Raw genomic sequence first — 17,692 nt, forward strand, 5'->3', positions numbered from 1 at the left:
CTTTTTACTGTAAAGAACCTTTTTTTAAACTATACGGGACCTCTAAAAACTAACCGAGTTTTTAGAGATGCCCTATCCTACTTTACCGAAAAACAAGAACAGCAGTTTTGATAAATCTGTTCCGCCAAAGCTTCCATAGATTTACCTAAGATCTCGGAAACTGCAGCATAGGTGTATTCTATTAAAAGAGGAGTATTTATTTTTCCCCTAAAAGGAACAGGGGCTAAATACGGGGCATCCGTTTCAAGCAAGAGCTTATCGGCAGGAATCGCCCTTACAAGCTCTGCAATCCTATCCTTATCGGCCTGCTTTTTAGCATAGGTTATGTTTCCGGGAAAGGAAATATACCAGCCCCTTTCCAAAAAGGAATATGCCTCTTTAAGCCCGTAGGAATAGCAGTGAATTATCCCCTTGTGATGGCTTACCTCATCAATACATTTTAGGGTATCTTCGTAAGCATCCCTTGAATGAACGATTACGGAAAGATTTTTTTCCTTTGCGATTTTTAACTGCTCCTTAAAAAGAAACTCCTCCCCTTCTATATCGCTTGTGCCTTTTTCTTCGGAATTTAAATCCCCTCCTCTTTTTTCGGCAGCAGGACCGTTCCAATAACGGTCAAGCCCGCATTCTCCAAGGCCGCAATAAAAGGGCTTACCCGAATTAGTCGTTTCCGCTTCGGTTTTTTGTAAAAAAAGAGTATCGATATCGATTTTTAAGGCTGCAAGAGCCTTTTCAGGCTCAGCAATGCTTTCGGCATGGGGCCAAAGGCCCGCCGCAAAATGCATAAAATCGGGAAAATGCTCAGGCAAATGAACGGTCTCTTGCCCTTGTATTTTACCTTCAAAAACCTCCGAAATAAATTTTTGTCTTTCTTTTAAATCTCCCGGTTGAGTACCTATATCCATGGCAAACCTGAATTTGCGTTCCATCATTGTATGTAAAAATGAAGCATCGCCTTCATTTCGTTTAAAAATCATAAAAAAATGTGCATGAGAATCGGAAAACATCTTGACCACCTTTAAAATTTATGATAGTATACCACATCTGCTGAAGTGGTGGAATAGGTAGACACTAGGGACTTAAAATCCCTTGGCAGTAATGCCGTACGGGTTCAATTCCCGTCTTCAGCACAAAAGCCTTAAACTTAACCGGTTTAAGGCTTTTTTTTCTAATCTTCTTTTTTTTTATTCCGATATTGAATATATAAGATTTTAATTCGGGAGGAATTAAATGAAAAAAGCAATCCTTATGTTAATTTTGTCCTTATCCTTTATGCATTTTTTAACTGCACAGGGAGAAATTATAAGCGATGAAACTTATGCTTCGTACTACGGGGAAGCCTTTAACGGAAGACCTACCGCAAACGGAGAAATATTCGATATGAATGCTTATACGGCGGCTCATAAAACCCTTCCTTTCGGTACCCTTGTTGAAGTTACCAACTTGGAGAACGGAAAAAAGGTCATCGTAAGAATCAACGATAGAGGCCCCTTTATAGGTAACCGCGAAATAGATGTTTCAAAGGCTGCCGCAATCGCCTTGGATATGCTGTCTAATGGGGTTGTAAGGGTAAGCCTAAGGAAGGTAGATCCTAACAATATGGGAGTTTTTACGGTTACAGAAACTTCAGAAAAACCTGTCAATCAGGAAAAGGCTCCCATAAAAACGGAAGAAACAAGCAGCAGAGAAAGGGATTTGGCCAAAATAGAAGAAACGGCTGCACAATCTCCAAACTACACGGAATCCGATACAACAAATAAAAGCCTTGTATACATGCCTGCCAAGGCCTCGGAAACAGAAGGCGTTTTATGGAGAATTCAGCTGGGTTCATTTAAGCGTGAAGAAAATGCTCTAAGGCTTGTAATCAAATTAAGAAAGATAGGCTTTGAACCCGCCTATGAAAAAACGGAAACAACTACAAGGGTTGTTTTATACGGTATTAGACCTCATGAGCTTGAAAAAGTAAAAAAAGTACTTGAGTCAAACTCTTTTAACGATTATATACTTCGCCAAGAAAGTTGGTAACACATAGAACCTCCTAAAATAGTTTTGCCCGAACTTCCATAAAGGGGAGCTCGGGTTTTTTATTAAAAAATATTAGGAAAAACTATTTTATATGAAATATAAAGCCTAAATTGATGCGGGTATAATGCAAGGAAGACCCTGCATCCCCTGTGTCAGACACATCCTTTAATAAACCGGATTCTAAAAAATAAACAAAGGTTTTTCCGTTATAAGCCGTAATCGAGGTGTAGTCAACGGAAGAAAAAAAAGGAAAATACTTTGAAAGTCTTTTTTCCGCTGAAAGATATAAATAAAAAGATAGATTTTTCTTTTTAAATACATCTAAAAATTTTAAGCCTCCATGCTCTCTTCTATAGTGTAAATCCTCTGCAAACCCGATAACACTCGGGCAAAACTGAGTAGATAAATTAATCTTCCAATATCTTTGGAATTCAAATCTAAATAAAAATCCTATACAGGGTAAAATAAAGTTTTGTTTATAACTTATTCCGAGTCCTGCAAAGGGAACTATAGGAGTATCAGGTAAAACAGAACTTGGCGGATTTGTCTTAGGGGGATACTTGGTGTAACCGCCCACAGCATCCCATGAATTTAAAATATACCTTATTCCTATAGATGGAGAACAATAGATTTTTATGTCCGAAGATGTTTTATACATAACAAGAAGCTTCATAAAACCGATATTTAAATTTAAATCTAAGCCTTTTTTAACATAAGCCTCGTGCTCTGAAAAACGAGTAAGCATATCGGGAACATAATTATTTTCATAATCATAGTCAAACATCCTGCCCGAATAAGCAGGTATTATAAATGAAGAAACAAAAGAGAAGTAAAATCCGCTTTTAAGCTTAAATTCGGTACCGGCAGTAAGGCCTCCGCCAGGCAAAAGAGGCCAATCAAGCTTGCTGTTAATATGTGAGTCAGTGTTAAAAACATACTCAAATCCCGAACCGGCTATAAGAGACGGAGAAACAGAAAAACTAAATAAAGTTTTCCCTTCTTCGGATGAAATAGCATGAGCGCTTACAAAAAGAAAAAAATAAAAAAAAATAAAACATTTATAACTGATAATCTTCATCTTTATCATAAATCTATGCTATATTTTAATTTATGTCAAGGTTAACATCATTTAATATATCAATAGCTTGTTTTTAATTTTTTTATATGTTATACTCAAAAAAATGAGAATTGCAATTGTAACGGAGTGCTATGTTCCCGAAGTCAATGGTGTAGTATACCATATTGAAACTTTACGGAAAGGGCTTATAGAAGCGGGTCATGAAGTTTTGATAGTTAAGCCTGATTTTAATGTAAAGAGGCACTGTATTAAAAACAATATTCTTTATAGCCCAGCTATAAGACTTAAAAATATGTATGATTATTCAATTTCATACCCATATAGTAAAACAAGATTAAAACTTTTAAAAGAATGGAAACCGGATATTATACATATTCACAACGAATACAGTCAAGGAATATTTGCTTTATATGCAGGTAGAAAATTAGGTATTCCCATTGTCTACACTATACATACAATGTATTATGACTATCTCCACTACTTCGGAATATTGAAAAATCTAAAAACCATAAAAAAAGCTGTAAATTGGGGTATTCTAAAATACACAAGTGCTGCAAAAGCCGTTATTTGTGCATCCACAAAAATGGAAAATTTCTTAAAAATGTGTAAAGTATCGACGCCAATATACAAGATATCAAATACATGTATAACAAGTGAATTTTCAGAAGAGTCTCTTGATGATAATTTGATGCAAATACTAAGAGGGGATTATAATATTAAACCTACTGACTTCAACATCTGCTTTTGCGGACGCATAGCAGCAGAAAAAAATCTTTCATTGATGCTTGAATATTGGAAGAAAATTATTAAAGAGATTCCAAGGAGTAGATTATTTATAATCGGAGACGGCCCTGCAAAGAGTGAACTTGAACTACAGGCAAAAGAACTTGAAATTACAGAGTCAGTCATATTTACAGGAAAAATATCTCATGAGTTAATAAAATATTACTATCATCTTTGTGATGCTTATCTGATGACATCTCTTTCCGAAAATCATTCTGTTTCGGCCCTTGAAGCAATTGCATGCGGCTTGCCTATAATACACTCATATGATAAAACAAATGAAGACCAATATATAGAAGGTTCAACAGGCTTTGCCTTCCGCAACCTTGATGAACTAATTCAAATTTTACATAAGGTATACGAAAAAAATCATAACCTTCCAAAAGAACAAGGCCTTAAAGAGCAAATAACAAAGCATGTTATAACAGGAGATTATAAAGCGATGACAACAAAAATTTTGGATATTTATAAGCAAGCAATTAGTGAGAATATATAGAAAGAATCTATAAAGAATCTATAAAGAATTAATAAATCAATCTGGTAAAATTTGAAAAAGCATTATATAATATTAGAGAGGAGGACGCCTATGGCAAAAGTTCTTTCCATAATATTAGGAGGCGGAAAAGGAACACGGCTTTATCCGCTTACAATGCATCGATCTAAACCGGCTGTACCTTTTGGAGGTAAGCATCGAATTATCGATATACCTCTTTCGAATTGTATAAATTCCGGTTTTAGGAACATTTATATTGTAACACAATTTAACTCAGCTTCCTTGCATATTCATATTGCAAAAGCCTACACTTTTGATACATTTTCAAACGGATTTGTAGAGATTCTTGCAGCTGAGCAAACTTTCGACAATACGGGCTGGTATGAAGGCACAGCCGACTCTATCAGAAAAAACCTTCATCATTTTAGACATCAAAATCCCTCTCACTATCTAATCCTTGCAGGCGATCAGCTCTACCGTATGGACCTAAAAAAGGTTTTAGAATTCCACAAGGAGTCGGGCTCAGATATTACCGTAGCCTGTACTCCCGTAACACGGGAAGACGCTTCAGGTTTCGGTATCATGAAGGTGGATTCAAACTCGGTTATTACCGAATTTATGGAAAAACCCGGTCCCGACAAAAACATAGATGATTGGAAAATTCCTGAAAAATCCCTTATCAAACCGGATGATCCGAATAAACAATATCTGGCATCGATGGGTATCTATATTTTTAGTGCAAAGGTTATGGACAAATGTTTAGACAGCGATCATACCGATTTCGGAAAAGAAGTTATTCCTGAAGCTATAAAAAACTATAAGGTTTCCGCCTTTCCTCATAACGGATATTGGTCAGACATAGGAACAATCAAATCTTTTTATGATGCAACCCTTGACTTGACGGAAATAAAACCTAAGTTCGACTTTTATGATGCTGAAAGGCCAATATACACTCATAACAGAAATCTGCCGCCCTCAAAGATAAACTATGCACACTTAAGCAGATCTATGTGTAGCGAAGGCTGTGTTATAACGAATTCCACGATAAATCATTCCGTAATAGGGGTCAGGTCAATCATAGAGACAGGCAGCTTTGTAGAAGATTCAATCTGTATGGGTGCGGACTATTATGAAACTCATGAAGAAAAAGAGGCTCGATTAAAAGAAGGCAGCCCCAGCTTGGGTATAGGAAATCATTGCCGTATCCGTTCTGCGATAATAGACAAAAATGTACGGATAGGCAACAATGTGTCCATAGGAATGGATCAAACTCCGCCTGATGGAGACTATGGTTTTTATCATGTAATAGATGGAATATATGTTATAGTAAAGAATTCTATAATCCCGGATAATACATCAATATAAAACTTTCAAGGCACATCAGTTGGATTCAGCTTCTAATCTAACCGATGTGCTGTAGCTGTTCTCATAATCGTTATTTTCTTTAATGCTTATCTTTATATCATCGGTTTCTTCCGAAAAGTCAACAAAGGCAGTTTTACCCTTTGAAAATTCTCCGCTTATTATTTTAAGGGATAAAGCATCCTCTATCTTGTTTTGAAGAAGCCTTCTCATTGGGCGGGCACCATAGGCCGGCTCATATCCCTTATCTACAAAGAAATCTTCAGCTTCCTTTGAAAGCTCTATAAATAGATCCTGCTTAGCGATTCTATCTTCAAATTTTTTAAGTTCAAGCTTTAATATTCTTTTAATATCATCTTTATCCAATGGCCTAAAAACAATCATCTCATCAATTCTATTGACAAATTCGGGAGACAGGAATTTTTTTATTTCGTTAAGGGCACTTGCTCTTATTTCAGAATAAGCCATAACTCCGTCTCCTGTAAGGTTAAAGCCCAGCTGCTGCTCCTTTATTATAGATTTAGATCCGGCATTGCTTGTCATAATTATAACGGTATTTTTAAAATTCACAAGATAACCGCGGCTATCTCTAAGCTCTCCTTCTTCTAAAATTTGTAGAAGAATATTAAATACATCGGGATGAGCTTTTTCTATTTCATCCAAAAGTAAAACAGAATACGGATTACGCCTTATCTTCTCGGTCAAAAATCCGCCGGAATCAAAACCGATATATCCGGGAGGAGCTCCTATAAGTTTGGCTGCATTATGTTTTTCCATATAATCACTCATATCTACACGGACTAAGGCTTCCTTTGTACCGAATAAAAATTCGGCTAAGGTTTTTGCAAGAAGAGTTTTACCTACACCTGTAGGACCTAAAAATTAAAATGAACCTATAGGTTTATCAGGCGAAGAAATACCGGCTCGGGATCTTCTTATAGCATTTGCGAGTGTCGAAACAGATTCATCCTGACCTATGACAGATTTTTTTAACTCATCTTCAATATGCAGCATTCTTTCAACTTCATCTTGACTTAGACTGTTTACGGGAATATCCGTCATCATTGAAACGACTTCGGTTATATCTTTTTCATTGACATAAGAAATAGGATTTTGATAATCGTTTACCCACCTATTTTTAATATGGTATAGATCATTTTTTAAATCCAATACTTCATCCCTAATCAAGGCAGCCTTTTCATAGTTTTGCATCTCAACCAATTCCGATTTTTCTGCCAACAAAGAGTTGATTTTTTCTTCTATTTCAAAAAGCTCGCTCGGTTTTTTATCAATTATAATTTTTTTCATTGCACCGGCTTCATCCAAAACATCAATCGCCTTGTCCGGAAAAAATCTGTCTGTAATATATCTTTTTGAGTAGTCTATTATTTTTGTTATAACTTCAGGCTCGTATATTACATTATGATGTTCTTCATATTTATGTTTAATACCGCAAAGTATATCAAAAGTTTCCTGAGGACTAGGCTCCTTTATTGAAACCATTTGAAAGCGCCGCTCCAGCGCCAAATCATTTTTAAAAAACCTTCTATACTCGTCTATGGTTGTAGCTCCAATACACTGAATTTCGCCTCTGGAAAGAGCAGGTTTTAAAATATTTGCAGCATCCATAGCTCCTTGAGAACCGCCCGTACCTATCAGGGTATGAATTTCATCTATAAATAAAATGATGTTTTTATTCTCTTTTATTTCATTGATAACCTGTTTTAATCTTTCTTCAAATTGACCGCGGTATTTTGTACCTGCAATTACGGAGCCCAGATCCAAAGAAACAATAGTTTTATTTAATAAATTATGAGGAACAGCCTCGTTTATTATGGCAAAGGCCAGACCTTCAACAATGGAGGTTTTACCTATACCAGGCTCTCCTACCAGTACTGGATTGTTTTTTCTTCTGCGGGATAGAATTTGAATAACACGCCTTATTTCTTTTTCCCTCCCTATTACGGGATCAAGACTTCCGGCTCTTACTGTTTCCGTAAGATTACAGCCGAATTCCAAAAGAACCGAATTCTTTGATTTTATATTTTCGGAAGACTTACCCCCTCTAATTGCAGAATTTCTTTCGGTTTGTTCTATGAGCTTTAAAGCTGCATTCCTTATATCCTCCGTCGAAATATTATAGCGCATAAAAAAATCGGAAGCTATAGAATTTTCTTCTCTGACAATACCAAGTAGGATATGCTCGGTCCCTACAAAACCTAATCTCATACTTCTTGCTTCTATTGTTGCAATATCCACTAAAGTTTTAATTCTTCGAGAAGGGGGAATCTCGCCTAAGATTCTTTCCCCTGTCCGTATAGGAATATTTTGCTCTATCAGAAGCTGAAGATTTAAAATATCTACATTCAATCTTTGAAGGATTATATAGCCTTTTCCTACTTTATTTCTAATTAATGCTGCCAAAAGATGCTCAGGCTGAAAAAGATCTGCATTAACCCGTCTTGCTTCCTGCTGACCGAAGAAAGTCAGCAGCTTATGTGCATCTTGCGAAAATCCTTGACACATATACTACCTCACATTATAATTCGGACATTTGAACAAACTTCTTGAATTATATGGGCTCGATATTCTTCTATTGAATAATCATTTAAAGATTTATCATCAAATATCATATTGTTGTTAAGCAGCAAAAAAGCCAAATGTCCCATCTGCGATTTAAAAAGCATGGAATTACATTCTTGATGAGTAATTCCCTTTATTAAGCCCAAATTTAAACCGAACTTTATTTTAAATATAATATCAGCTGCTTCTTTAAAATCCATAAGCTTTGCGCTTTGAGATAATGCAATAGATCTTCTAAGCATATCTTCAACTTTTAAACTGTTTTCATTAAAAAACCTTTTTTGAGCCTGTCTTTCCATCTCAATTACCTTATTTATTCCCGAAATAAAATCTGAAGTCTGTATGTTTTCATTATCTCCGGCAGAAATTGCAGTAGAAATTAAAAAAAGAGCTCCTATAGAATTTTTTGAATTCGGTGAATAATAACCTGCAAAATTAAGATTATTCTTTTTTGTTGATTCTAAAACCGAAGCAAGAGAATTTGAATAAAGCATACCCGGTAAAGAGCATAGAACTGAAAATTTCATACCTGAACCGATTTTCATGATGTCTGAAGTTAAAAAACCGGCATCTTTATCGGCCGAAAAAAAAAGTTGTTTTTGCATTTTTGACTCTAGGCCGGAAGCTATCGCATATACAGCCTGAGGATCCATTCCTGAAGTAAAAGAGGTTATATTTATATGATCGTCAAGGTTTAAACCTATGTAAAGAGAACCGTTTTCATGCACCACAAGAGCTTTTTCCGCTTTCTCAGGCATTTCAGGCAGCAAAACTCCTCGCTCTTCAAGCAGTTTAATTGAAAGAGGATCGACAGCTCTAAGCTGTAATTTTTTAAAATAACCGGCATCTTCCAAAGAATTAAAAAAAGAGAAAACAAGAGATACTACCTTGCCTGAGTCTTCTGTACTAATCGCTCTAGGGAAGAAAAATCCCGAAATATTTCGTGATATATCGCAGCGGCTATACAAGGCTATATCAGCCTCAGGCCCCTTACTTGTATACCACCCATCAAAATTTGGAACCATGATTTTTCTCCAAGGCTTTAAGTTCATCCCTTAGGGCCGCCGCCGTCTCGTAATCTTCTATCTCAACAGCCTGTATCAATTTTTGCCTCAGCTCTGCAGCACTCTGCTTTTCTGTAAAAGATGCAGGAGGTATATCGGGTACTGAACCGGAATACTGCAAATTTTCTTTTTTTTGACTCAATATTCTCATAATTTCGTCTTTAAAAAATTAAAAGCAATTTTCGCATCCGATTTTATGCTTCAACTCTATATCCTTTAATATTTTTCCGCAATGCGGACACCGGGCAGATGCTTTTATTTCATTATTATCAAGATTACTCCTATTAAAAAGTTTGGTTATAGAAATATCTATATTTTCCGAAAATGTTCCGAATCCTAACCGCTGAGAACAACTCCGGCAAAGATAAATATTCTTGGTCACTCCATCTGCAACTTGTTCCACAGAAACCGCAGCTTCATTTAATTTACAAATATCGCAAATCATAGCTTCCTCATAATTTCTATAGGTTTTTCCCTTCCGGCTCTAACAGCAGGAATAAGACATACTACTACAGATAATATTAACATAGAAATAGCTATTATGTAAAGATCATAAAAATTTAATTTTATCGGAATATACTCCAAATAATAGGCAGGATCTAAGATGTGAATTTCAAGGGGATTTTGCCCATTATAAAATACTTTATAGAAAAAATTTTGAAAATAGTTTAATAGTTTTTCCGTAAAGGCAAAGATTGTATTTATATGCACGGCTGTTAAAACACCCAAAGGCATCCCTAAGATTACTCCGCCCAGACTGGTTAAAAGGCCTGCAAGCAAAAAAGCCATGCTGATAGAAGCCGGATGAGCTCCGGCAGCTTTAAGAATAGCAATTTCCCTCCTTCTTTCCATCACAAGCATAACTATAGCAGAAGATATGTTTGCAGATGCTACCAAAACTATCAAAAACATTATAAACATCAATATATTTTTTGTAGTCTTAAATGATGTAAATGAAGGCCTATTTAAATCAAACCATGTATATACCGAAAAACTTTCGGGTAAAAATGAGCTTAAAAGTTCTTGAAATTCGCTCATCTTTAAATCATCAAAAGGATTTTTAGTTGAAATAACTATGGATGTAAGGGAAGAGTTTTGATCCATGATTTTTAAACCTTCCTCTAAAGGAATAAAAACCCATAGGGCATCCAGCTCTTGATAACCTGAAGAAATAATAGCCGATATCTTAAAAGAAGTAATTTTAGGAACCGTTTTTCCTTTTTCATTTTTATTAAGAGTAACAATCCTGCATAAATCCCCTACTTTAAGATTAAGCTTTTCTGCAATTTTTGAGCCTAAAATTGCAGACTTATTACTTTCAAACTCCAAAACTCCGTCTATTATTTTTATCAAATTAAGGGCTTTGGTATTTTCAGAAAAAAATTCCGGTTCCACAGCACGGATGGTTCCCCCGCTTCTTCCGTTTTTCCCTATTACAAGCCCATTGCCCTGTCTTTCTATCCAAGCATTTTCTACAAAATCGTTTTGAATATCATTAAGAATAAAGTAGCGGATATCTTTTTCATTTTCGGCATATTTAAGTCCAGATGACAGCCTCATATTCATTACTTGAAGGTGACCTGTTCCCAGTTCAATTGTTCTGGAAGTTATACCTTCAATCATCCCATCTGAAACCACCAAAACGACAATTAAAGGAACTATACTTATACCTATGCCCAGCACCGCCCCTAATAAGCTCTTGCGGGCATTTGAAACAGACCTGCCTGAACCTATACCTAAAAAACGGAAGGCCATATTAATGAAGACAGTATTTTTCATACCGCCTCCAATTTTCCATCATGAAGTTTATAGCATAGATCCGTCATCGATGCTATATTTGAATCGTGAGTTACAAGGACCAATGTTTTTTTGTGCTTATCGACTACTGAAAATAAAAGATTCTGTACCGTTTGAGCATTTAAAGGATCCAAATTTCCTGTAGGCTCATCAGCAAGTACAAGGGACGGACTGTTTATCAATGAACGAGCAACGGCGACCCTTTGCCTTTCTCCTCCCGACAGCTGTGAAGGAAAATGATTTTTGCGGTCCGCTAATTTTACATCTTCTAAAAGGGATAAGGCTCTTTCCCTAGTTTCTTTTTTAGGTTTACCTGCAATTAGAGCCGGAAGCATTATGTTCTCGAGAGCCGTAAAATCTTTTAATAAATAGTGAAACTGAAAAACAAGCCCCAAAAAAGAGCTGCGGTATTCGGTAAGAGATTTTTCATCAAGCATATGAACAGGATAAGAGCCGGCCATAATTTCTCCGCAATCAGCAGACTCAAGCCCTCCCAAAATATTTAAAAAAGTGCTTTTTCCTGAACCGGATTCCCCTATGATGGAAATCTTTTTTGTTTCTTCAATGGAAAAATTAAGTTTATCCAATATAACAAGCTTTTCATTTACGGAAGAAAATGTTTTACTTAGATTGGAAATTACCACTATGTTTTTACTCATATCTTAGAACCTCCGCAGGTTTCAATCTTAAAATACGCTTTGCGGCCGCCATAGAAGCAGCAGAAGCAGAAAATACGCCAAATAAAAAAATCAATAAAATTTCATTAAAAAAAATTCTAACCGGAACATTATCCATATAAAAGTACACAGGGCTAAAAACCAAAAATTCTTCAGAATCCGCAGTCTGAGCCAATACAGAAAAGAACGACAAAAAAAGGTTCGCAATTTTTTCTATCAAAGCGAAAATGGAATTAATCTGAACGGAAAGTAAAAGACCAAGCAAAAGACCGGCAGTTGCTCCGATAAAGCCGATAGTAAATCCATTTGCAATAAAAAGAGTTTGGATATGTTTTGAATATGCACCCAAAGAAGCCAAAACTGAAATTTCTTCACGCCTCTCATAAATTGAACGCCTCATTCCATTATAAATATTAACGGAGACGACCAAAAAAATTAAAAAGACTAAAAGCATCATCATATTTTTTTCAATTTGAAGTGCACCGAAAAACGCATGGTTATAGGTACGCCATGATTCCGATTTTAACTCGGGAACAAAAGAGCTGACAGCCTTTATATAGGAGGCGTCATTATTTTGATTTTTAAGTTTTACAAAACCATAATTATATTTTTCTTTTCCTAAAATTTCTTCTCCGTTTTTAAGCGAAATAAAAGCAAATGAAGAATCGACTTCATAATACCCGGTTTTAAAAATTCCCGTTATAAGTAGTTCTTTATTTTCAGGAAAAAGGCTTGTTTCGCTTGAGCCTGAAACAGCAATGAGATCTATATTGTCTCCGACCTTTACGGAAATCTGCCTTGCAAGTTCATAGCCTAAAACTATAGAATTTTCTTTTTGTATATTAAAAGAGCCTGAATATATTTTTAATTGTTTTTCAAGACCTTTATCTTTTTTCAGTATATCGGGTTCAACAGATCGAATCAAAACACCATGCTGCCTTCCGTAGTTACCCTGTATTAAAGATTGGTATTCTTGAAAAATAAAGAAAGTATCATGCAATTTTAAATTTTCGGCTTTTTTTAATTCTTCTTCCGTACCGTATAACCTTATGTGTCCGGAGCTTACCTGCAGAATTGTATCAATATATCCCATTTGCAAACCGTTCATAATGGATAAAATCACAGTCAAAACCATAACTCCGAAGGCGATCCCCAAAATAGAAAAAAGAGTTGATATAGAAGAGCGCCCCTTTGTATCAGCAGAATTAAATCTTCTTAAAACAAAAAGAATCCATCTATAGTTATTTTTTTTCATTTTAGATTTCCTCCTCCAAAACTCCGACTTCTTTTCCATATTCAAATAAATGAATTATCTTTTTTCCGGTTTTATATTCAATAAAGCTAATCTTATTTCCGTTTTTATAATCAGTCTGTGATTGTTTTTTATCGTTAGGTCCGTATTCAAATGTGGAAAGAAACTCATCATCATCTTTTTTTTGAAATGCTTCAACCAGCAGATTTTTTTCATTATAAGTATATATGTTTTTTTCAAGCTCCGTTTTTCCGTCAGCATCGTAAACCGTTTTTTCCGTTTCCAACTTTTTTTCGTTATATTTTATTTTTATAAATCTATCTTCTAAAGAAATCTCACAAGATTCTTGATAACCGTCTTTATATATATATTGTTTTTTTTCAATAAGCTTATCTTTTTCATATAGGACTGACAGCACAGGCTTTCCATCTTCATTCAATTTTTCAAAAAACCACCTATCTCCGTAACAGGTAGTAAGTCCTGAATTTTGAATCGAATAAAATCCATCGTCTTCTTCTTCATCATTTTCTTCAGGTATATCTTCCGACTCTTTTGATGTATCCGGCTCCTGTTTTATTTCAGACTCTTTTGTTTTCTGCTTTTCAGATAAATCCGAATCGGTATTTTCCACTCCGTCAGCAAAAATAAAAAGAGAAAAAACAAGAAGAAGCAGCAACAAGACAATTTTTTTACAATTCATTTATATTTTCCCGATAAATTCTTTTACATAGTCTTCTGGTAAAAACGGCGATATATTTTCGTATTTTTCTCCCGTACCGACAAAGAGCATAGGAAGATTAAACTCTTTTCCGGCTGTAATAGCGACACCGCCCTTTGCAGTAGAATCATATTTTGTCAAAAAAACGGCATCGATACCTATAGCCTCATGAAAAACTTCAGCCTGCCTTAAACCGTTTTGGCCGGTAGTTGCATCCAATACCAATATCTTTTTATAACAGCCTTCAGAAGCCTTTGTTTTTGCAATCCTGTCTATTTTTTGAAGCTCCCTAACAAGATTTTCTTTATTATGAAGGCGGCCTGCCGTATCTGCAAGAACAAGACCTCCGCCTGAAGCAGCCATAGCATCCCCTGCATCAAAAATTACAGCCCCAGGATCTCCTCCGTGCTGGTGTGCTACTACCCTAACGCCGTTTTTTTCGCCATGAAATTTCAGCTGTTCTATTGCAGCTGCTCTAAAAGTATCACCGGCAGCCAAAATAATAGGGACATTCGAATTTTGTTTATAATAATGAGCCATCTTTCCTATAGATGTTGTTTTTCCTACACCGTTAACACCCAAGACAAGATAAATCGATACCTTTCCGGCTTCCGGATTTAAAGAACAGACCTTTACATAAGGCAACAAAATTTTATAGAGAGAATTTAAAACATCTTCTTCGGAAATAAGTTTTTCTTTTTTACAAATTTCCCTTAAAGACTTTTCAATTTCAAGAGCGGTCTTCTGTCCAATATCACCTTCGATTAAAGTATCCGTTAATTCTTCAAAAAAAGACTCATCAGGGCCTTTATATAAACCGAATATTTTTTTTAATCCTGCAGCAAAACTCTTATTCTTCATTTTTACTCTCCTTATTTTCTATGCTTACATCTTTATCAGACACAGGTTCCTTATAGACAGGAGAAGCATAGTCCGGTTTTATTTTTCTTGGTAAAGCTCTATCCGCTTTTATAAGATAGATTATCAATTGAATAAAATAATTTACCCCCAAAGCAATGGTTACCCCTTGAAAAATATTTTGGGTCAAAACCAGCTTATTTATTCTATCTACCTCTTGCTGCGTCTGAGGAATTTTATTTGCCTTAAACGCAGAAACTTGATCGTCAACAATACTATTTGAAATCATTGTTATAGGTAAAATTATATACAAGGCACCTAAAGACCAATACAAAACCTTTCTTTGTTTTTCAATAGAATCTTTTATATTCTTTTTATTTAAATTTATAATCATATTCTGAACATTCTGCGGAGAAAGAATATTTGATGAAGGTTCAAACAAACCGAAAGTATGTACTCCTTTTTCTTCAAATTCTAAAACGGATTTTACCTTCGGAAGATTTATAATACCGGGAATTTTAATGGAATATTGAGATTTAAAAAATATATTGGGATTTGCACTTTTAAGATTAAAACCTATTTTTAAAGTTTCAGTTTGCTTTAAATTTATTTTCAAGGTATATGAGTCTTTATCCTTTAATTCTACTTGCCGTGATTCTTCGATATAATTTTCTGCAGAAGCACTTATTTGATAAAACCCTTCATAGAGAGTTATAGGTTTTGAAAAATCTCTTATTAATTTACTATCAATATAAACCTTCGCAGTTTTAGGATTTACATCAAAAAATATTTTTACTTTTTTTGTGTTTTGAATGATAGTATATATCTGTCTCGAAATAGTTTCAACAACTTGCTCTACATCATCATATTTTCCTGCTCCGGAAAATTCATAAATTTGCATTCCGGGAAGACCTGTATCCAAATAAGCGGTAATTACCATGTAGCCCGAAATATCTTTCACGGATCCGTAAATCAAAGCAGATATATTCTCTTTTTTTAGATTTTCACCTAAATCGGAATTTTCAGGCATATTATATAAAGTATCTCCATGTTTCCATAATATGATATCTTTTGGGCTGTCTGAACTATAAAAACGGACTTCTTCCGTCCTTATATCATTATCGGCATCATAAATACTTTTTTCCTTTTTTAAAATTTCTTCCGCAAGTTTTTTTTGTTTTTCAGCTTTTATTTTTTTATCTTCAACCGATAAAAAAAGATTATCTTTATCCTGTATAAGTTTAGCTCTTTCCTTTATAAGTTTTAGTTTTTTATTGGAAGCATCCATAACAGCCCGTAATTTTTTTTCTTCAAAAGGGACAATTCTTTTTGCACCTGTATCCATATAGTTATAAAACAATTCAGGAACTATTGTTTTATAACTTTGATAAGTTGAAGGAAGATTTTCAGTTTTAAATTCCGCCACGGCAAGAGTCCAGCCGGAAGAAGCTTCGGAAGAGTTTTGAGCATTTAAAAAAAGACTTAAAAAAGGCAAGATAAAAACAGCAAGCTTTTTTTTCCGCCGATAGGAACTTATAGACATCTTATAACTCCTTTTTCAGTGAACGGACATAATAAAAAATCAGAAGCACCGCATATAAGAGCTCTTTCTGCCAAGCTTTCCGAACCGATAGAACTAATAGCAACAAATTTTGTATCAGGACTTTTTTTTCTAAAAACAGCCGTATCCGTAAAAAGGCCTGTATCAAAAAAAACAAGCCTTACATTCTCATTGATTAATGTACCGATAAATGTACCCATAATAGAAGACTGAGGCAATATCTTAACAGCCTCTTTTCCATGAGAGCAGCATATCATTTTTATTTGAGATGCTAAAAATTCCGACTTGCATATAATGCATATCATATAGCATCATCCTCATCAATACTCATATCCTCGATTTTTGTATTTAAAAAACTGTTTATAAATTCGTCTATACCGCCGTCCATTACAGCTTGAATATTTCCTGTCTCACATTTTGTACGGTGATCCTTTACCATTGTATACGGCTGAAAAACATAGGAACGGATTTGGTTGCCCCAAGAAATACCTTTTTTTTCGGCTGCAAACTTCATGTTCTCTTTTTCTTTTTGTTCTTCATAATAATTATAAAGCCTTGATTTTAGAACATTCATAGCTGTGGCTCTATTGCTGATTTGGCTTCTTTGAGTTTGGCAGGCTACAACTATTCCGGTTGGAATATGGGTAATACGCACGGCCGAGTCGGTTTTATTTACATGCTGACCGCCTGCCCCTCCGGCTCGGTAGGTATCTATACGCAAGTCTTCAGGGCGTATATCAACCTCTATCGTATCATCAAGAACAGGAAAAGCAAATACCGAGGTAAAAGAGGTATGCCTTCTTCCATTGGAATCAAAGGGACTTATGCGTACCAGCCTATGAATCCCTGTTTCGCTTTTTAAGAGGCCGAAAGCAAAATCTCCTGAAATTTGGAAAGTTGCCGATTTAATTCCTCCCTCGGCTTCTATCAAATCGATGGTTTCCGTTTTAAATCCTTTAGACTCACACCAGCGTAAATACATACGAACCAGCATACTGGCCCAATCACAGGCCTCCGTCCCTCCGGCTCCTGCATGAACTGTAAGATAAGCATCGTTTTTGTCAACCTCGCCGGAAAGCAGATTTAAAATACTTAGCTGATTATACTTTTCTTCAATAGAAAGATAATTTGCTTCTATTTCATTGGAAAGTTGGCCGTCCCCCGATTCCTCAGCGAGATCCATTAAGACTTCCAAATCCGAAACTGAGCTCATGAGCTCTTCCCAAGGATAAATTCTATTTTTGAGAGCCTTTATTTCTCCCATAATTTTTTCGGCTTTTTTGCTGTCATTCCAAAAATCGGGAGCTAGGGTTATAGCTTCTTTTTCGGCTATTTTCGATTTAACAGCCTCAGGGTCAAAGACGCCCCCAAATATCATAAATATCGTTTTTTAAATCTTCAAGCTTTGATCGATAGTCTTCCATAAATTTTTCACTCTCCA

At 35.3% G+C, this 17,692-nt stretch carries 16 protein-coding genes, 1 tRNA gene and 1 pseudogene; 4 read left to right on the top strand and 14 right to left on the bottom strand.

Features of this window, described 5'->3' with window-relative positions; genetic code table 11:
- Positions 1-77 precede the first annotated feature (77 nt).
- On the bottom strand, positions 78-1,007 hold the full coding sequence (locus E4N78_RS09130; protein WP_255810252.1) for a TatD family hydrolase: 930 nt from the start codon (positions 1,005-1,007) through the stop codon (positions 78-80).
- 39 nt (positions 1,008-1,046) lie between these two features.
- On the opposite strand from E4N78_RS09130, the gene E4N78_RS09135 reads away from it, so the two are divergent.
- A tRNA-Leu gene (locus E4N78_RS09135) sits at positions 1,047-1,130 on the top strand.
- Between the two features lie 100 nt (positions 1,131-1,230).
- Positions 1,231-2,025 (top strand): septal ring lytic transglycosylase RlpA family protein, encoded by a 795-nt coding sequence (locus tag E4N78_RS09140; RefSeq protein ID WP_255810253.1) that lies wholly within the window; start codon positions 1,231-1,233, stop codon positions 2,023-2,025.
- Between the two features lie 82 nt (positions 2,026-2,107).
- Here E4N78_RS09140 and E4N78_RS09145 read toward each other — a convergent pair whose 3' ends face one another.
- The gene (locus tag E4N78_RS09145; protein WP_255810254.1) at positions 2,108-3,112 is read right to left on the bottom strand and encodes an omptin family outer membrane protease; all 1,005 of its coding nucleotides are present in this window, start codon (positions 3,110-3,112) and stop codon (positions 2,108-2,110) included.
- A gap of 94 nt (positions 3,113-3,206) precedes the next feature.
- Between E4N78_RS09145 and E4N78_RS09150 the strand changes: the two genes are divergently transcribed.
- Together E4N78_RS09150 and E4N78_RS09155 are read left to right on the top strand one after the other, a co-directional pair.
- Positions 3,207-4,382: a glycosyltransferase gene (locus E4N78_RS09150; protein ID WP_255810255.1), complete on the top strand. Its 1,176-nt coding sequence runs from the start codon at positions 3,207-3,209 to the stop codon at positions 4,380-4,382.
- A 90-nt stretch (positions 4,383-4,472) separates the two neighbouring features.
- A complete protein-coding gene (locus E4N78_RS09155; RefSeq protein ID WP_255810256.1) occupies positions 4,473-5,744 on the top strand; it encodes a glucose-1-phosphate adenylyltransferase in 1,272 nt (423 codons plus the stop codon).
- Between the two features lie 15 nt (positions 5,745-5,759).
- Here the strand turns inward: E4N78_RS09155 and E4N78_RS09170 are convergent.
- The 12 genes and pseudogenes from E4N78_RS09170 to prfB form a co-directional block, all read right to left on the bottom strand.
- Positions 5,760-8,267 (bottom strand): annotated as a pseudogene (locus tag E4N78_RS09170) (ATP-dependent Clp protease ATP-binding subunit).
- Positions 8,268-8,275: 8 nt separating this feature from the next.
- Complete coding sequence (locus E4N78_RS09175) at positions 8,276-9,349, bottom strand: ATP--guanido phosphotransferase (protein ID WP_255810258.1); 1,074 nt, start codon at positions 9,347-9,349, stop codon at positions 8,276-8,278.
- Positions 9,333-9,539, bottom strand: a complete 207-nt coding sequence (locus E4N78_RS09180) for a UvrB/UvrC motif-containing protein (RefSeq protein ID WP_255810259.1) — start codon at positions 9,537-9,539, stop codon at positions 9,333-9,335. Before E4N78_RS09180 ends, E4N78_RS09175 begins: the two co-directional genes overlap by 17 nt.
- 18 nt (positions 9,540-9,557) lie before the next feature.
- The gene (locus tag E4N78_RS09185; protein ID WP_255810260.1) at positions 9,558-9,833 is read right to left on the bottom strand and encodes a hypothetical protein; all 276 of its coding nucleotides are present in this window, start codon (positions 9,831-9,833) and stop codon (positions 9,558-9,560) included.
- The gene (locus E4N78_RS09190) at positions 9,830-11,167 is read right to left on the bottom strand and encodes an ABC transporter permease (RefSeq protein ID WP_255810261.1); all 1,338 of its coding nucleotides are present in this window, start codon (positions 11,165-11,167) and stop codon (positions 9,830-9,832) included. The genes E4N78_RS09185 and E4N78_RS09190 overlap by 4 nt, the downstream gene beginning before the upstream one ends.
- Entirely contained in the window at positions 11,164-11,844 is a 681-nt protein-coding gene (locus E4N78_RS09195) for an ABC transporter ATP-binding protein (RefSeq protein ID WP_255810262.1), read from the bottom strand. The genes E4N78_RS09190 and E4N78_RS09195 overlap by 4 nt, the downstream gene beginning before the upstream one ends.
- Positions 11,837-13,117: an ABC transporter permease gene (locus tag E4N78_RS09200; RefSeq protein WP_255810263.1), complete on the bottom strand. Its 1,281-nt coding sequence runs from the start codon at positions 13,115-13,117 to the stop codon at positions 11,837-11,839. Before E4N78_RS09200 ends, E4N78_RS09195 begins: the two co-directional genes overlap by 8 nt.
- A 1-nt stretch (position 13,118) precedes the next feature.
- Positions 13,119-13,814, bottom strand: coding sequence for a hypothetical protein (locus tag E4N78_RS09205; protein ID WP_255810264.1), 696 nt, complete (start codon positions 13,812-13,814; stop codon positions 13,119-13,121).
- Entirely contained in the window at positions 13,815-14,693 is an 879-nt protein-coding gene (ftsY, locus tag E4N78_RS09210) for a signal recognition particle-docking protein FtsY (RefSeq protein WP_255810265.1), read from the bottom strand.
- Positions 14,683-16,233 (bottom strand): PEGA domain-containing protein, encoded by a 1,551-nt coding sequence (locus E4N78_RS09215; RefSeq protein ID WP_255810266.1) that lies wholly within the window; start codon positions 16,231-16,233, stop codon positions 14,683-14,685. Before E4N78_RS09215 ends, ftsY begins: the two co-directional genes overlap by 11 nt.
- Positions 16,224-16,556, bottom strand: a complete 333-nt coding sequence (locus E4N78_RS09220) for a response regulator (protein ID WP_255810267.1) — start codon at positions 16,554-16,556, stop codon at positions 16,224-16,226. The genes E4N78_RS09215 and E4N78_RS09220 overlap by 10 nt, the downstream gene beginning before the upstream one ends.
- A protein-coding gene (gene prfB, locus E4N78_RS09225; RefSeq protein WP_255810268.1) for a peptide chain release factor 2 occupies positions 16,553-17,675 on the bottom strand; the annotation gives its coding sequence in 2 pieces (ribosomal slippage) (positions 16,553-17,608 and positions 17,610-17,675; 1,122 coding nt in all). Before prfB ends, E4N78_RS09220 begins: the two co-directional genes overlap by 4 nt.
- Positions 17,676-17,692: the final 17 nt, after the last annotated feature.

It is taken from the genome of Treponema denticola, from assembly GCF_024400535.1.
GTDB classification, from domain to species: domain Bacteria; phylum Spirochaetota; class Spirochaetia; order Treponematales; family Treponemataceae; genus Treponema_B; species Treponema_B denticola_C.

Coding starts and splice junctions, on each gene's coding strand:
- E4N78_RS09130 (WP_255810252.1), bottom strand. CDS start 1,007: ATGTTTTCCGATTCTCATGCACATTTTTTTATGATTTTTAAACGAAAT.
- E4N78_RS09175 (WP_255810258.1), bottom strand. CDS start 9,349: ATGGTTCCAAATTTTGATGGGTGGTATACAAGTAAGGGGCCTGAGGCT.
- E4N78_RS09155 (WP_255810256.1), top strand. CDS start 4,473: ATGGCAAAAGTTCTTTCCATAATATTAGGAGGCGGAAAAGGAACACGG.
- ftsY (WP_255810265.1), bottom strand. CDS start 14,693: ATGAAGAATAAGAGTTTTGCTGCAGGATTAAAAAAAATATTCGGTTTA.
- E4N78_RS09145 (WP_255810254.1), bottom strand. CDS start 3,112: ATGATAAAGATGAAGATTATCAGTTATAAATGTTTTATTTTTTTTTAT.
- E4N78_RS09200 (WP_255810263.1), bottom strand. CDS start 13,117: ATGAAAAAAAATAACTATAGATGGATTCTTTTTGTTTTAAGAAGATTT.
- E4N78_RS09205 (WP_255810264.1), bottom strand. CDS start 13,814: ATGAATTGTAAAAAAATTGTCTTGTTGCTGCTTCTTCTTGTTTTTTCT.
- E4N78_RS09190 (WP_255810261.1), bottom strand. CDS start 11,167: ATGAAAAATACTGTCTTCATTAATATGGCCTTCCGTTTTTTAGGTATA.
- E4N78_RS09215 (WP_255810266.1), bottom strand. CDS start 16,233: ATGTCTATAAGTTCCTATCGGCGGAAAAAAAAGCTTGCTGTTTTTATC.
- E4N78_RS09150 (WP_255810255.1), top strand. CDS start 3,207: ATGAGAATTGCAATTGTAACGGAGTGCTATGTTCCCGAAGTCAATGGT.
- E4N78_RS09140 (WP_255810253.1), top strand. CDS start 1,231: ATGAAAAAAGCAATCCTTATGTTAATTTTGTCCTTATCCTTTATGCAT.
- E4N78_RS09185 (WP_255810260.1), bottom strand. CDS start 9,833: ATGATTTGCGATATTTGTAAATTAAATGAAGCTGCGGTTTCTGTGGAA.
- E4N78_RS09195 (WP_255810262.1), bottom strand. CDS start 11,844: ATGAGTAAAAACATAGTGGTAATTTCCAATCTAAGTAAAACATTTTCT.
- E4N78_RS09220 (WP_255810267.1), bottom strand. CDS start 16,556: ATGATATGCATTATATGCAAGTCGGAATTTTTAGCATCTCAAATAAAA.
- E4N78_RS09180 (WP_255810259.1), bottom strand. CDS start 9,539: ATGAGAATATTGAGTCAAAAAAAAGAAAATTTGCAGTATTCCGGTTCA.